General features: G+C 52.7%; 13 protein-coding genes. 1 reads left to right on the forward strand and 12 read right to left on the reverse strand.

The features are described from left to right. Positions 1-193: 193 nt before the first annotated feature. Together guaA and guaB are read right to left on the reverse strand one after the other, a co-directional pair. The gene (gene guaA / locus PTW35_RS14140; RefSeq protein ID WP_281025537.1) at positions 194-1,777 is read right to left on the reverse strand and encodes a glutamine-hydrolyzing GMP synthase; all 1,584 of its coding nucleotides are present in this window, start codon (positions 1,775-1,777) and stop codon (positions 194-196) included. A gap of 114 nt (positions 1,778-1,891) precedes the next feature. Beyond that, a complete protein-coding gene (guaB, locus tag PTW35_RS14145; RefSeq protein ID WP_281025538.1) occupies positions 1,892-3,355 on the reverse strand; it encodes an IMP dehydrogenase in 1,464 nt (487 codons plus the stop codon). Positions 3,356-3,625: 270 nt separating this feature from the next. Between guaB and xseA the strand changes: the two genes are divergently transcribed. Further along, the gene (gene xseA, locus PTW35_RS14150; RefSeq protein ID WP_281025539.1) at positions 3,626-4,987 is read left to right on the forward strand and encodes an exodeoxyribonuclease VII large subunit; all 1,362 of its coding nucleotides are present in this window, start codon (positions 3,626-3,628) and stop codon (positions 4,985-4,987) included. 84 nt (positions 4,988-5,071) lie between these two features. On the opposite strand, the gene PTW35_RS14155 is transcribed toward xseA, so the two are convergent. From PTW35_RS14155 to pilW, 10 genes are all read right to left on the reverse strand, one after another. Continuing rightward, positions 5,072-5,296: a zinc ribbon domain-containing protein gene (locus PTW35_RS14155; RefSeq protein WP_281025540.1), complete on the reverse strand. Its 225-nt coding sequence runs from the start codon at positions 5,294-5,296 to the stop codon at positions 5,072-5,074. A 403-nt stretch (positions 5,297-5,699) separates the two neighbouring features. Next, on the reverse strand, positions 5,700-6,575 hold the full coding sequence (locus tag PTW35_RS14160) for an alanyl-tRNA editing protein (RefSeq protein WP_281027517.1): 876 nt from the start codon (positions 6,573-6,575) through the stop codon (positions 5,700-5,702). 164 nt (positions 6,576-6,739) lie between these two features. Further along, positions 6,740-8,032 carry a group II intron reverse transcriptase/maturase gene (gene ltrA / locus PTW35_RS14165; protein ID WP_348637736.1) on the reverse strand — a complete coding sequence of 431 codons (1,293 nt, stop codon included), beginning with the start codon at positions 8,030-8,032 and terminating at the stop codon, positions 6,740-6,742. Positions 8,033-8,648: 616 nt separating this feature from the next. Continuing rightward, positions 8,649-10,157, reverse strand: a complete 1,509-nt coding sequence (gene der / locus PTW35_RS14170; RefSeq protein ID WP_281025541.1) for a ribosome biogenesis GTPase Der — start codon at positions 10,155-10,157, stop codon at positions 8,649-8,651. 181 nt (positions 10,158-10,338) lie between these two features. Beyond that, positions 10,339-11,496, reverse strand: a complete 1,158-nt coding sequence (bamB, locus tag PTW35_RS14175) for an outer membrane protein assembly factor BamB (RefSeq protein ID WP_281025542.1) — start codon at positions 11,494-11,496, stop codon at positions 10,339-10,341. Between the two features lie 10 nt (positions 11,497-11,506). After that, positions 11,507-12,118: a tetratricopeptide repeat protein gene (locus PTW35_RS14180; protein ID WP_281025543.1), complete on the reverse strand. Its 612-nt coding sequence runs from the start codon at positions 12,116-12,118 to the stop codon at positions 11,507-11,509. A 13-nt stretch (positions 12,119-12,131) separates the two neighbouring features. Continuing rightward, entirely contained in the window at positions 12,132-13,400 is a 1,269-nt protein-coding gene (gene hisS / locus PTW35_RS14185) for a histidine--tRNA ligase (RefSeq protein ID WP_281025544.1), read from the reverse strand. A gap of 102 nt (positions 13,401-13,502) precedes the next feature. Beyond that, positions 13,503-14,618 carry a flavodoxin-dependent (E)-4-hydroxy-3-methylbut-2-enyl-diphosphate synthase gene (gene ispG, locus PTW35_RS14190; protein WP_281025545.1) on the reverse strand — a complete coding sequence of 372 codons (1,116 nt, stop codon included), beginning with the start codon at positions 14,616-14,618 and terminating at the stop codon, positions 13,503-13,505. Between the two features lie 12 nt (positions 14,619-14,630). Next, positions 14,631-15,596: a cytoskeleton protein RodZ gene (gene rodZ, locus PTW35_RS14195; RefSeq protein ID WP_281025546.1), complete on the reverse strand. Its 966-nt coding sequence runs from the start codon at positions 15,594-15,596 to the stop codon at positions 14,631-14,633. Continuing rightward, a complete protein-coding gene (gene pilW / locus PTW35_RS14200) occupies positions 15,586-16,344 on the reverse strand; it encodes a type IV pilus biogenesis/stability protein PilW (protein ID WP_281025547.1) in 759 nt (252 codons plus the stop codon). The genes rodZ and pilW overlap by 11 nt, the downstream gene beginning before the upstream one ends. Positions 16,345-16,416 lie beyond the last annotated feature (72 nt).

Here is a 16,416-nt window from a genome sequence, read left to right on the forward strand (position 1 = left end):
CACATTACAAGCCCATCCCTAGAGCACAACAATAGTTTCATTTATATAAATGATTCCCCTCCCCTACCCTTGAGCAGCCCCGCAAGCCGTCAATAGCTGCCCCGGCATGACTACAGTTTAGCCAAAAAAAAAGAAGCACCCGAGAGTGCTTCTTCTTATCCAACCAAGCCGAGCTTGACTGTTGCAGGGGCGATTATTCCCACTCGATCGTCGCAGGTGGCTTGCCCGATACATCGTAAACAACACGTGAGATGCCGTCTACTTCGTTGATGATACGGTTGGAAACCTTGCCCAGGAAATCGTATGGCAGATGCGCCCAGTGCGCTGTCATGAAATCGATAGTCTCTACGGCACGCAGAGAAACAACCCAGTCGTATTTACGGCCATCGCCCATTACCCCTACAGAGCGAACTGGTAGGAATACGGTGAATGCCTGAGAAACCTTGTTGTAGAGATCCGCTTTGTGCAGCTCTTCGATGAAGATAGCATCTGCGCGGCGAAGCAGATCACAGTACTCTTTCTTCACTTCACCCAGAACACGTACACCTAGACCAGGACCTGGGAACGGGTGGCGGTAAAGCATGTTGTACGGCAGGCCAAGCTCCAGACCAATCTTACGCACTTCATCTTTGAACAGCTCTTTCAGCGGCTCAACCAGCCCCATTTCCATGTCATCCGGCAGACCACCTACATTGTGGTGAGACTTGATGACGTGTGCCTTACCGGTCTTAGAGGCAGCTGATTCAATCACATCCGGGTAGATAGTCCCCTGTGCCAGCCACTTGGCATTTGATAGCTTCTTCGATTCTTCGTCGAATACATCAACAAACACGTGGCCGATGATCTTACGCTTAGCTTCTGGCTCCGCTTCACCCGCAAGGGCATCAAGGAAACGATCTTCTGCTTTAACATGAACAATGTTCAGACCGAAGTGGTCACCGAACATTTCCATTACCTGCTCACCTTCATTCAGGCGAAGCAGACCGTTGTCGACGAACACACAGGTCAGTCTGTCACCAATCGCACGGTGGATAAGCATCGCAACAACCGATGAGTCAACACCGCCAGACAGGCCAAGGATCACTTCATCGTCACCCACTTGCTCTTTGATACGGGCAACCGCATCGTCGATGATGTTGGCAGATGTCCATAGCTTCTCACAGCCACAGATGTTCAGAACGAAGTTCTCGATGATACGCATACCCTGGCGAGTGTGCGTCACTTCTGGGTGGAACTGCACGCCGTAGAAGTGCTTCTCTTCGTTGGCCATGGCCGCGTAAGGACAGGTCTCGGTTTCAGCAACCTTCACGAAATCAGACGGGATCTCTACCACTTTGTCACCGTGGCTCATCCATACGTCTAGTAGAGCTTTGCCGTCATCGGCAATCGCATCTTCGATATTCTTGAAGAAATCCGTTGGCTCAACCACTTTCACCTGAGCATAACCAAACTCACGCTCTGTCGAGCCAGCAACTTTACCACCAAGCTGCTCGGCCATTGTCTGCATACCGTAGCAAACACCGAATACAGGCACACCGGCTTCGAACACATACTGCGGCGCGCGAGGTGAACCTTCTTCAGTCACACTTTCCGGGCCACCAGAAAGGATGATGCCGTTAGGGTTGAAATCGCGAATATCCGCTTCATCAACGTCCCAGCTCCATAGCTCACAGTAAACACCAATTTCACGGATACGACGTGCAATAAGCTGGGTGTACTGAGAACCAAAGTCCAGGATCAGGATACGCTGGTCATGAATATTTGTGGTCGTGGTCATTCGAGCTGTCTCAAAAAATAATTGAAAGGTGGGGGCATAAAAACGCCCCCGATCTTATACAAGTTTCGCGTTTAGGCAATCGTTTTCGTCAGTTGCTGGTACAGCTGATGAAAATTAACCCAAGCGGTAGTTAGGTGCTTCTTTGGTGATGGTCACATCGTGAACGTGTGACTCATTCAAACCGGCACCTGAAATGCGCACAAATTCAGCTTTGGTACGTAGGTCTTCGATAGTCGCAGAGCCCGTTAGGCCCATGCTTGAACGCAGGCCGCCCATTTGCTGGTGAACGATTTCTTTCATGTGGCCTTTGTAAGCAACGCGGCCTTCGATACCTTCCGGTACCAGCTTGTCAGCAGCGTTGTCAGTCTGGAAGTAGCGGTCAGACGAACCTTTAGACATTGCGCCCAGAGAGCCCATACCACGGTATGATTTGTAAGCACGGCCTTGGTACAGCTCAACTTCACCCGGCGCTTCTTCAGTACCAGCGAACATTGAACCGACCATTACGCAAGATGCACCAGCAGCAATGGCTTTACACATGTCGCCAGAGAAACGGATACCACCGTCAGCGATAACTGGAATACCGTACTGATCTGCAACAGCAACAGCATCAGCAATCGCGGTAACCTGAGGAACACCAACACCGGTTACAATACGAGTGGTACAGATAGAGCCAGGGCCGATACCCACTTTAACAGCGCTTACACCGGCTTCGATAAGGGCACGAGCACCTTCAGCCGTTGCCACGTTACCACCAACGATTGGTAGTTCAGGGAAAGCAGCACGGGTTTCACGGATACGTGCTAGCACGCCTTCAGAATGACCGTGAGATGAGTCGATAAGAAGTACGTCAACGCCTGCTTCAACCAGTGCAGCAACACGCTCTTCGTTACCGGCGCCAGCACCAACCGCTGCACCGACACGCAGACGACCACGGTCATCTTTACACGCGTTCGGCTTACGCTCGGCTTTCTGGAAATCTTTTGCGGTGATCATGCCGCGAAGCTGGAAGTCATCATTAACCAACAGTACTTTTTCAACGCGGTACTGCTGCATGATAGCTTCAACTTCCTCACGTGATGCGCCTTCTTTGGCCGACGCCAATTTGTCTTTTGGCGTCATCACTTCTTCAACCTTAAGAGAAAGGTCAGTAACAAAACGAACATCGCGGCCTGTGATAATACCCACAAGCTCGTTGCTGTCAGAAACAACCGGGTAACCAGCAAAGCCATTTTCGATAGTCAGGCGCTTCACGTCTTCAATCGTGTTGTCAGGCTTCACGGTTACAGGCTCGGAAACCACACCGGCTTCGAATTTTTTCACCATGCGAACTTCATTGGCTTGCTGCTCAATAGACATGTTCTTGTGAATGAAGCCAATGCCACCTTCCTGAGCAAGGGCAATCGCCAGGCGACCTTCTGTCACGGTATCCATTGACGCAGACACCATAGGGATGTTCAGCGTAATGTCTTTCGTCAGGCGGGTGCGCAGATCGGCAGTGTTAGGCAGTACAGTTGAATGGGCTGGAACCAGCAGGACATCATCGAAAGTCAAAGCTTCTTGTTTGATTCGTAACATTGCAATATCTCACACCAAGTAAAGGTTTAAAGAAGGATAAAATATTGCGGACGAATTATACGGAGGATGCAATCGATTGGCTAGACTTTTTTTTAATTTTTTTATTGACAATTTTGTCTTGATGTGTAGTATATATCGGTTAAGTATCCGGTGCTGCGGTCAGCATATTGCGACCAAGATCTGTCCATAGATCTGCCCAGGCTCTTTTCACCACATCCTGGCCCCGGTCTACCGCACACCATCAGCCTTCCAATACAGGTATCTTGTCTCGTGACGTTATTTGCTCAACAGAACCAGACCAATGACCGTATCTACACTGTTTCCAGCCTCAATGCCCAAGTCCGCTTGATCCTTGAAAACGAGATGGGTGTGGTGTGGCTGGTCGGTGAACTATCGAATCTCTCCATGCCCGTATCCGGCCATTGGTATTTCACCCTCAAGGACTCACGGGCCCAGGTCAAATGTGCCATGTTCAAAGGCAGCAACCGCCGTGTGACCTTCAAACCCGCCAACGGGACCCAGGTCTTGGTCAAGGCCCGCTTGTCGCTTTACGAACCTCGCGGTGACTACCAGTTGATCATCGAGAGCATGCAGCCAGAAGGCGATGGCCGCCTGCAGCAGCAGTTCGAGCAGCTGAAGATGAACCTGGCGGCCGAGGGCCTGTTTGCCCAGTCACTCAAGCAGCCGCTACCAGAGCAGCCACAGCGAGTAGGGATTGTCACATCGAAGACCGGTGCCGCCCTGCACGATATCCTCAATGTCCTGCAGCGACGAGACCCTAGCCTGCCGGTGATCATTTACCCGACCATCGTCCAAGGGGAAGGCGCAGCCATTTCGATAGCCCAGGCCATTGGTCGTGCCAATGCCCGCCGTGAATGCGACGTGCTGATTGTCGGACGCGGCGGCGGCTCGCTGGAAGATCTGTGGGCTTTCAATGAGGAAATCGTAGCAAGGACCATTGCCGCCAGCCAGATCCCTATTGTCAGCGCAGTCGGCCACGAAGTGGATGTCACTATTGCGGATTTCGTCGCCGATGTCCGTGCCCCGACCCCTTCGGCAGCAGCAGAGCTGATCAGCCGTGACATGGGTTTCCAGACTCAGAAGATCAACCAGAAAGTACAGCAGCTCCGGCATGCTATGCGTCATTACCTTTCGGGTAAGCAAGCACAGACAATCAGACTGCAACACCGTCTTGATCGCCAGCACCCGCAGGTACGCCTCAACCAGCAACAGCAGCAGCTGGACGAATTGGCAGGCAAGCTGGAGCTGGCAATGAGACAACGCCTGAGCCGCCACCAGCAGCACATTGATCGCAACAGCTACAAACTGGCACTTAACTCACCGGCACAGATCGTCCAAGCGCAGCAAAACCGGCTCGAGCGCCTACAGCAGCGATTACAGGACGGGATGGATCGCCGCCTGCTCAATGCCAGCCATAAGTTAGCAATGGCCGCGGAAAAACTGGAGACCGTCAGTCCACTGGCCACCCTAGGCCGTGGTTACTCGATCACCCGCAACCAGAAGGGACAGGTCATTCGCAGTACCGAGCAAGTCAAGCAAGGCGAATGCATCCGAACAACCCTCGCCGACGGCGAGATCCACTCGGTGGTATCCGAACCAGCGCAGTACTAAGTTACCAACACAAAAATGCCGCCCTGTCACATAAACTGGGCGGCACTTTCATCTCAGTGGCAAAGGAGTGGCACCGGGGCCGCCTCAAGCCTTATCGAACTGAATTCTAACCCGAGACTTAGACTTCAATTCATTGCAGCTATTGCAAAAATAGCTCGCTGCCCCGCATGCCTGAAGCTTTTCCAGCTCAGCTTCGCAGTCTGGGCAAAAAGCCTTCTTGATAAATGCTGTGCTACAGCCTTCACAATGGTATTTCCCATCCTGCCACTCAAGCTCAAGGCTACAGTTCGGACAAATATTCTGGCTCATATGCTTACCCTCAATCCAACTGACCCCATCATAATCCAACTTTCCCTGCTGCGCCTCAAGATCCTGCCTCCCATCCGATATCCCATACTAGTTTAGATTGCGCGCCCTGAATGTACTTCGATCTGTTGATCAACGATAAAAGCCACGGTGATCAGCGATCTGCTATCAAAAGAACATTTATCAATACACTTCCCGAAAGCATAAGTTACATATTCTGTTTTTCAATTTTAAACGATATATAAAACTATCACTTTCCGTCAATATACAAATGATCCAGAATATTTTAAAAACAACAACAAAGGATCACCCGCTTGCAGCGCACATTCGCAAATCGAAAATAACATCCTGATATATATAAAAAAAGCCACCAAAAGGCGGCTTCATTGCGCTGTCATCCCACAGATCAAGCCGGCTGGCTGTGCGTCAGCATCACCAGTTCCTGCTCGCTGGCCACTCGGAACTCGACCCGCAGCATCGCATATTCAGCTAGCGAGCGGACATGGGTACCACCGCAAGGTATTTCGACCACCTCGCCTTCCTGCAGATCACAGCGCCAATAACGGGAATCGGTAAGTGCCGGCCCGTCGCGGCGCATTTCCACCGCATAACCCGCTCCGCACCATTGCGCCAGCTGCTGGTTGATCTGCTCGGTAATGGCAGGCAATGCTGCCAGCATATCAGCCGCATTGAGACCGCGTTTACGCAAGGTTTTTCCGATCCGGTATGTGTCGGTGCTACAGTCCTCCGTTACCCGGCTTTCAGTCTGCGCATAGCTGTGGAAATCATAATGTCCGAGTTCATCCTTGCGTGATGCGTCTTTACGCCAAAAGCCATGGTGCAAAACTTTATTCAGCGCCAGCGAGGATAAGTGGCCGCCACTGTGAGCCCGGCTCAATGCCAGCTGGTATTGCTCATCGACACTCAAGATCACTTCGCTGCCCGGCTGGCAGTCCAGGCCTTGAGCCAGCTGGTGGACAACCACGAATACCCATCCCGGAGTATCACGCTTCACAGGAATGTCTGCGCCAACATACAACTGGCCACTTTCCTGCTCGACGGCACCGACGTGGCACCCCACTACATCGTATGGCTTCCCTTGGTGGATCAATGAGCCGCGATCCGCCGGGTGATCGGGCCAGATATGGCTGACTGGGTGGAAAGGCGTCTGCTCGGTAACCACATAACACCCTTGTTCCGGATGGGCGGTAATCAATTGAATGTTGGCTTCGCACTGGTAAATACGTTCTGGGAAAAGAACCTGAGTCGCACTGATCACTATGGGGATATCCTTACTGCTCGGAGGAGAATCGATAATAACAAAAATTCTCCCTTTCGACTGGTTAAACCGATGACAAACACTCTCAGTCATTACAACTTCGAGTATTCTGATGCTTGGCGTCTAACCTTAATCGAGTAGGAGGAGGCCTCGCGGCCTCCGTCCTCTCACACCACCGTACAAGCGTGGGTCGCATACGGCGGTTCCGAATATATTTTCAGTGACTCGTACCCATCTCGCAATGAGTACATGCCCATCTCCTTGAACCGTTTCGTTGGCATGGCCTGATTGAGCTGTGGCGATAAAGCCAAGTGCCACCATCCTTTCTCTGACATCGCTAGCTTCCACGCATTGCGTTCGCTTACGCCCTCTTGGCGTAACCATGACGCTATACTGTGTCTGCGTTTGCGCTGCTTGAGTCGATAGCACCGTAGGCGCCGCCTTATCCATTCATCTAAGCGCTGCATCGCGCTTTTCCGTATGGCAAGCTTGAAGTAGTGTTGCCATCCTCTTAGGTATTGAGTGAGTTCGACTATTACTGTCTTCAACTCTCGCCCTCGATTCCGCTTCGTTATTTGACGCACTCGCTTCTTCATATGAGTTTGTGCTCTCTTCGAGATATGGATAATTCCACCTCGTTGGAAGCGATGGCCTAGGTAAGTCCGCTCTGTCACTCTTGTTGCCGCACTTTTCTCACGGTTGACCGTGAGTTTCAGTTTCTGCTCCAAGAACTCCGTTATTGAGGCTTTTACTCGGTTCGCGGCTTCCTCACTGCCCACGTAGATTTGGCAGTCATCTGCATATCGGCAGAACTTATGCCCTCTTCGCTCAAGCTCTTTATCCAACTCATCTAATACGATATTTGATAGCAGCGGAGATAATGGTCCACCCTGTGGTGTCCCTCGTTGCCTCTGCTCGGCTAACCCGTTTCGCATTATGCCTGCCTGTAGGTATGACCTGACCAGCTTCAGTACCCGTTTGTCCGTGATATCCTCCGATAGCCTGTGCATCAGTCTATCGTGGTTCACGGTATCGAAGTATTTCGCTAGGTCAATGTCGACTACATAACCCCGCCCCTCCCTGATGTAGTGGCTTGCTGCCGCCAATGCATGGTGGGCACTACGGTTGGGCCTGAACCCGTAACTACTGTGGGAGAACTTCGGTTCATAGATATCTGTCAGTACTGAGGTGATAGCCTGTTGGACTATCCTATCAAGTACTGTTGGGATACCTAGTTGCCTAACTCCCCCGCTAGGTTTAGGGATTTCTACACCCAGAACAGGTTGGGGTTGATAGCTCCCATCCAGAAGGCTCTGGCGGAGCGCTTGCCCATTTGAAGACTGCCGAAGCATCGAGATAGTCGCTGTTATATCGAGTTTATCGACACCAGCACACCCTTTGTTCTTCTTCACTCTTCTCAGGGCTTGGTTCAGATTCGTTGATGAACAGATCTGCTCCATCAACTGAGTTGAGGTCACCAAGACTCGTCCTCCTGTCTACGCCGATCATGCTTGTCATTCTTCGTGGCCATGAGCGTCACTTGCGGTGTTGCCCATTGGTACGTAGAGATTTTGATCATCTTGCTATGACTCCACATGATTGAGTGTCTAGTGACTGCTTCTTGATATATTCAGTTCCGGCCTTCCCTTGGGTTGTACTTCCCCAAGGTACTATGCCTTCTGCTGACTTCTTATTTCCCATCACACAGCATCACTGCTGCATTAGTCTCGCCCGAGACAGGTAATAAGATCTCCCGAGGTAAGACGTTGTTCTTTCCCTTGGCTGTGCCTGATTTACCCGTACACACTTCCCGTCGAGGCATTGGGCTATTCTATATGTTGCTAGGTTACCCAAGTTGTACTGGCCTACTATCAGATTTCTGTTCGTCACGGCCAAGTTTTGCCATTTGCTTCCTTCAGATCCCGCCTCACGGTGGGCACCCTTGCATAGGCTAACGGTTCTCGCTCGACTGAGCCCGTAGAGGACTTTCACCTCCTAGAACAACGCCATGCTCGGCGCACAACAAAAAACCCGGTCTGTTGACCGGGTTTGTCTTCGTCGCTATTTCAGCGTCAATTAGCTATCGCTGTCGCGATCACGGTTTTTCAGTGCCGTTGCCAGACGCTTGCGCTGGCGCTCCTGGGAAACCGTCAGCTTCTGCTTCTTGCCCTCGAACGGGTTATCGCTGCTCTGGAACTGGATACGGATCGGTGTCCCCATCATTTCCAGCGACTTACGGTAGTAGTTCATCAGGTAGCGCTTGTACGAACCCGGCAGCTCGTTCACCAGGTTACCGTGGATAACGATAATCGGCGGGTTGTAACCACCGGCGTGGGCATACTTGAGCTTCACGCGACGGCCACGGATCATCGGCGGCTGGTGGTCGTCCTGCGCCATCTGCATGATGCGGGTCAGCATTGAGGTGCTGATACGCTTGGTCGCCGACTGGTAGGCTTCCTGTACCGACTCGTACAAGTGGCCCACACCGGTGCCGTGCAGTGCCGAGATAAAGTGGATACGGGCGAAATCAACAAAGCCCAGGCGGCGGTCCAACTCGGACTTCACGCGCTCTTTGACATCGTTGTCCAGTCCGTCCCATTTGTTGACGGCAATCACCAGCGAACGACCCGCATTCAGGGCAAAGCCAAGCAGGCTCAGATCCTGATCCGAGATGTTTTCGCGCGCATCGATAACCAGCAGCACCACGTTGGCATCTTCGACGGCTTTCAGGGTCTGGATCACCGAGAATTTCTCGACCGCTTCGTGCATGTTCTTACGGCGGCGAATACCCGCGGTGTCGATCAGCACGTACTCCTGGCCTTCGCGCTCCATCGGGATATAGATAGAGTCGCGGGTCGTACCCGGCATATCGTAAACAACCACACGCTCTTCACCCAGAATACGGTTAGTCAGAGTCGACTTACCCACATTCGGACGGCCAATAATCGCCAGCTTGATTGGCTGCTCCTGCAAGCGCTTGTACGCCGCTTCCGCATCCGCCTCAGACAGGTTGGCCTTCTCGATATCTTCCACCGAGGTCAGATCCTCAATGTGCACTTCATCGCTGTCTGGGTCAGCTTTTGCCTTCAGGTTGTCAGCAAACGGGGCCAGCGCACGTTCCATCAGTGCTGTCACACCACGGTTCTGTGCCGCTGCAATCTGGTACATGCCGTCCATACCCAGTTTCCAGAACTCGGCACATGCACTGTCAGCATCGATGCCATCGATCTTGTTTACGACCAGGAAGGTAGGTTTCTCGCGGCTACGCAGGTGCTTGGCAATCGCCTCATCGGCAGAGGTCAGACCCGCACGGCCATCAACCAGGAACAAGACCACGTCCGATTCTTCGATCGCTGCCAGTGATTGCTCGGCCATTTTGGTCTCGACGCCTTCTTCAGTACCGTCGATACCACCGGTATCAATCACAATGAATTCGTGCTCTTCGAGCTCAGCCTTACCGTATTTACGATCCCTTGTTAGGCCAGGAAAGTCAGCTACCAGCGCATCCCTTGTGCGGGTAAGACGGTTGAATAACGTCGATTTACCCACGTTTGGGCGCCCGACAAGGGCAACAACAGGAATCATAAGTACCTCTTACTTTTCATAGTCTTAATGACATATTTTCCATTCATTCTTGCCTCCAGCCAGGCCCTAAGCCTACACCTTCATCCGACAATAATATCGCGAACGGATATAACAACAACGGCCCCTGACTGTGTCCACAGCAGGAGCCGAGAATAATAATGGCGCGTATTATAACGGCAAATTAAGGCATTTGCATTTTGTTAATACGCCCATTGCGGGTGATCACCAAGTAGCCATCACTCATCCGGACCGGCGGTACCGCAATACCACTACCATCGGTCTCCTGCTGGGCAACAAAATCACCGCTGTACGGATCTAGCCAATGCAAGTAGCCTTCACTATCGCCGACAACGAGGTAACCGTTGATGACAGCAGGGGCGCTGAGCAAACGGTGCTCCAGCTGGCTGTTCGACCACAGCTCCATGCCGCTTCGGGTATCCACCGCAACAAGATGATCTTTGTCTGTGATCAAATATAGCTGACTACCGTCGATGACAAAGTCAGTGGCCGAGGAATAGTTACGTTTCCAGGCCGCCTGACCGGTGCGCAGATCAATCGATACCAAGCTGCCATTGTAGCCAAGGGCAAACAAGCGCTCGCCATCAATCACCGGAGAGGCATCGACATCAACCAAGCGGTCGATTTCGGTCCCGCCCTTAGGCGATCCGATCGGCTGTTGCCATAGCATCTGGCCATTGCCCATCAGAGCGCCAGCCAAACGGCCGTTGGCCTGCCCCCAGAACACCCCGCCGGAAATTGACACTGGCGAGCTGTCGCCACGCAAAGTCAGCGTCGGCAATTCACTGCCCAGTTGCCAGCGGCTTTCACCGGTATTGGCATCTAGTGCCTGCAAAATGCCACGGCTGGTATTAACCACGACCAGACCTTCATCAACCAACGGCTTCGACAAGACCTCGCCTTCCACCGTCTGGCGCCAAGCAACCTCACCGGTTGTTTCGTCAAGGGCGATCACCTCGGCATTTTCCGAGCCGATGAACAGCTTGCCGTAAGACAGGGAAATGCCGCCGGCCAGCCTTGCCGGCATATCCTCTTCGAGATCCTGCTTCCAGATTTCCTTGCCCGTATCCGGATCCAGCGCTTTGACCAGACCGTTACGATCAGCCACAAACACTTTACCGTAACCGACTGCCGGACTCAGCTTAGAAAAGAAATGGCCCACGCCATTGCCGACTTTGCTGTTCCATCCCTGCACCGGGGTAAACGTGTTTTCAACCACTGGCAATGGTGCCATCTGGATAGTGTCTTCCTCACTGGCACAACCCGCAAGTAGACCGACAGCCAATGCGACCGACACTGCTTGCTTCAACACCTTCTGCATACGCTCTACCTTACTGTGCCAAGTCGTCTAGCTTAATTTGCAAGGCTGGGGATGAGCCAAGCTGCTGTGCGCTAATGTAAGCTTCACGTGCCGCTTCAATCTCACCCTTTTGCAGTAGAACATCACCGCGTAGCTCAGCGACCTTGGCCTGCCAGCTTTCGGCTGTCACTTTGTCAAGCTCGGACAACGCCTGCTCGAAGGCATCCTGCTCAGCATAGATCCGCGCCAAACGGGTTTGAGCAATAGGGAGAATTGCCACATCTTTGGTATTGGCAATCGCCCAGCTCAACTGCTCGGCAGCGGCGTCCAAATCACCGTTATCGACCTGGGCTTTCGCCAGCTGAAGCGCGGCCAATACTGAGTACTGGCTGCTTTCATGGGCCGCAATAAATGCCTGTACGTCAGCAACGGCAGACTCACTGCCAGTTGCTAGACGGTTAACCACCTGGGTATATGCATCGGATGCCTGCTCCTTGGCTGACTGAACTTCCGACTGGTAGTAACGCCAGCCAAACAGACCACCCAAACCAATCACAGTTCCGAGAACAACGGCTTTACCGTTTTCTTTCCACCAAGCCTTTATTTGTTCAACTTGTTGTTCTTCTGTGATATTGCCGTCCACTTCCTGTCCTCTCTTAAATCAATTCGGCCAGCTTTGCTGCCACTTCGTCTTGCGCCATCGTGGTTTGCTCACCGCCGCGAAGATCTTTAACTACCACGGTATTCTCGGCGATTTCATTTTCACCCAGTACCAGTGCAACTGCCGCGCCGACGTTATCGGCACGCTTGAATTGTTTCTTGAAGTTACCGCCACCGAAATGGCTCATTACCCGCAGGCCAGCCACGTCTTCACGCAGTTTCTCAGCCAGCTTCATGCCTGCCATCATAGTACCTTCGCCGGCAGTTACCATGTAGACGTCTACCGGACGGCGTACATCGGTCAGCTCAAGGGTTTCCATCATAAGCACTAGGCGCTCAAGCCCCATCGCAAAGCCAACTGCAGGGGTCGCCTTACCACCTAGCTGCTCGACCAGGCCGTCGTAACGGCCACCGCCGCATACGGTACCCTGCGCGCCAAGGCTCTCGGTGATCCACTCGAATACAGTACGGTTGTAATAATCCAAACCACGAACAAGACGTTCATTTACTTGGTATTCGATACCTGCAGCGTCCAATAGTTCACACAAACCGGCAAAATGTTGTTTTGACTCATCACCCAGGTAGTCAGACAGCTTAGGTGCATCCACCAGCACTTCCTGGATAGCGGCATTTTTGGTATCCAGTACGCGCAGCGGGTTAGTATGCATACGGCGCTTGCAGTCTTCATCCAAAATGTCGATGTGCTGTTCGAGGAAGGCCACCAGGGCCTGGCGGTAGTTAGCACGGTCTTCGATTGAGCCGATGGAGTTCAGCTCAAGGCGAACGTGCTTGTCGATACCCAGCTCACGCCACATACGTGCCGTCATCATGATAAGTTCCGCATCAACATCCGGACCATTCAGGCCGAATACTTCCACGCCGAACTGGTGGAACTGGCGGTAGCGGCCTTTCTGCGGGCGCTCGTGGCGGAACATCGGCCCCGTGTACCACAGACGCTGTTCTTGGTTGTATAGCAGGCCATTCTGGATACCCGCACGTACACAGCCTGCGGTCCCTTCCGGGCGCAGAGTCAGGCTGTCACCGTTGCGGTCATCGAACGTGTACATTTCCTTTTCAACAACATCCGTTACTTCACCGATTGCCCGACTAAACAAATGCGTCGACTCGACGATAGGCATACGGACTTCGCTGTAGCCGTAAGCGCTTACTACTTGTTTGATGGTCGATTCCACTTTCTGCCAAAGTGGTGATTGGGTTGGAAGGCAGTCGTTCATGCCTCGAATTGCTTGAATTTGTTTCGCCACGTTTATTCTCGTTAACCGATGGGGAATGGAGTTGAATATATAGGTTATAACGCAAATAGTGAACCGCCCCAACGCGTGCGGGGGCGATTCTTGCCAATTTCGTTATTTTTCTTTCACATCAATGCGGTTTGCTGTATCCATCATTGATGCCTTGGCGCGAATTTTAGCTTCCAGCTGATCGATAACGTTGTCGTTATCGAAGCGCTCTTTCTGGCGCTGGCCGTCTTCATAAAACGCACTCTTGCGGTTGCCGCCGGCAATACCCAGGTGTGACACTTCCGCTTCACCCGGGCCATTGACCACACAACCAATTACGGAGACATCCATAGGTACGGTGATGTCTTCCAGACGCTGCTCCAGCTCGTTCACGGTGCCAATCACATCGAATTCCTGGCGTGAACAGGTTGGGCAGGCAATAAAATTAATGCCGCGCGAGCGGATACGCAGAGACTTGAGAATATCAAAGCCAACTTTGATCTCTTCGACCGGATCGGCCGCCAACGACACCCGCAACGTATCGCCGATCCCCTCAGCCAGCAGCATGCCCAGACCCACAGCGGATTTCACCGCACCAGCACGCGCACCACCGGCTTCGGTGATACCCAAGTGCAGCGGCTGCTTGATCTGCTGGGCCAGCTTACGGTAAGAGTCTACCGCCAGGAAGACATCCGATGCCTTAACACTGACCTTGAACTGGTCGAAGTTGAGACGATCCAGAATGTCCACATGGCGCATTGCCGATTCCACCAGTGCGTCCGGCGTTGGTTCGCCGTATTTCTGCTGGATATCTTTTTCCAGCGAGCCGCCGTTCACCCCGATACGGATTGGGATGTTCTTGTCGCGGGCACAGTCTACAACCGCACGGATACGGTCTTCACGACCGATGTTGCCCGGGTTGATACGCAAGCAGTCAACGCCGTATTCTGCCACTTTCAGCGCGATACGGTAGTCAAAATGGATATCAGCCACCAGCGGGATGTTCACCTGCTGCTTGATTTGCTTAAACGCCTCGGCCGCGTCCATGGTTGGCACAGATACACGAACAATATCGGCGCCCACATTTTCCAGCGATTTGATCTGCGCAACGGTCGCAGCCACATCTGTGGTGCGAGTATTGGTCATTGACTGCACCGCGATTGGCGCACCGTCACCGATCGGCACATCACCGACATAGATACGGGTGGACTGACGGCGTTTAATTGGAGACTCGTTATGCATTACATCTACTCTTTACTGCGGCAGTTTCAATCGCGCCACTTTACCAGCAGGGTACCCGCTAAGATCAACAGGTTCGCCTTTGTAGCTCAAGGTTACTACGCTCGGTGCACCCAGCACCACGCGGAAAGGTTCGTTTCCGTCCAGCTTTAGGACATCACCAGCTTTCTTAATACCGGTATCCAAGCGGCGGCCGTTGGCATCGCGGATATCAATCCAGCAATCGCCGCTAAAGCTCAGCTCAAGATCAGAGCTAGCCACCACGGCCTCCTCTTCCGAGGCCACATCAGTCAACTGCTCGGCGGCCAAGCTATCTGCACTGTCAACGTCAGTATCAGCCAGCTCTTGCGACTCGGTGAAGCTATCTTCGAAACTGGCCTGAGGCTCTGGCGCGATCTCAGGCAACTGGGCAGGCACGGCTTCAACCGCGCTCGGGCTCTCTTCTGCCCCTAGCTCAGCGACCGCGGTCAAACTGGCTGGGCTGGTACCGTTACCCGCATTGGCAATCGATTCATCCAGCGCCTGCACCTGGCCAGGCGTCGCCGACAGTTCAGTCTCGGGCGTCATCTGCAGGCTTTGCCACCACCACATCCCGGTCAAGCCGATAAACAAGGCGCCCAGCACCCAGGTCAGGCGCATAATACGGTTATCGTGCGCTTCACGTTTGGTACGGCGTGAAAAGCTCTGCATTTCCTGTTCTTGGGGTTGGGCGTGACCGTGCTGGTCAAGTTTGGCCAGTACCTCGGCCTCATTGAGGCCGACAAATTTGGCATAGGAACGCACATAGCCACGGGTGAACGTGGCTAACTGCGCTTCTTCGAAATGGTTATCTTCGATATCGCTGACCACCGAGAGGCGGAGCCTCAATCGGCTGGCAACATCCTTCTGTGAATAGCCTAGCTTCTCTCGAGCCTGACGCAGCATATCCCCTGGAAGAATGATTTCTTCGGTTGATCGTTCTTCGTTCTGTTCAGTATTCATTGGCTAGATAATTTTGATATTGCTGAGATTCCGGGTACTGAGCTCTGAGAATGCCAGCATACTTATCCGCTTGGCTATCATAGCCAGCCCGCTGCTCGAGCTGGATCAACAGCCATAGGCTGTCGGCTTTGTACCCGTATCTCTTGTTAAATGTAAACAGCCTGACGCGGGCTTCCTTGAAGTTCTGCGCCTCAATATCCAACTTCGACAACTGCAGCATTGATTTGGCCCGATAAGGCTCATAAGCCAGCGCCTTTTCAAAATACCCCCGAGCCTGAGGCTGATTGCCCTGCTCAAGGCTGCACAAGGCGGCATTTTCATAGCTGGCCGAAGTCAGATAATAATATGGTTGCTTGATGGCACGCTCAAACTCATCGATCGCCTCATCATAGCGCCCCTGACTACACAAGAATACACCATAGTTGTTTCTAACATCGCCATTTTTTGGCGAATATTGCAGTGCCTGGCGATAGATGGCCTCCGCTGATTCTGGCTCACCCACCCGTTGGTAGTAATAGGCCATGGCATTTAGCGCCCGGTAATAGCGCGGAGCATACTGCAGGGCCTGCTCAAAGTTATCGCGTGCCCGCTGCCATTGTCCTGTTTCCAAATACCCCAGCCCTAATGTCACCCTGGCTTCTGCAGCCTCGGTCTTATTCACGCTCTGGGGGGCATTGCCAGTCTCATCGACCGTAACACAACCGGCCATAAAACTACACAATAATAGGTACATCGTCCACCGTACCATCGCATTCCCACCTTAATATCCATATTAATGTGTAACCAGAGCAAGCATTCTACCTGCTCTGATTCGGTAACC

The organism is Photobacterium sp. DA100, from assembly GCF_029223585.1.
Classification (GTDB): Bacteria; Pseudomonadota; Gammaproteobacteria; order Enterobacterales; family Vibrionaceae; genus Photobacterium.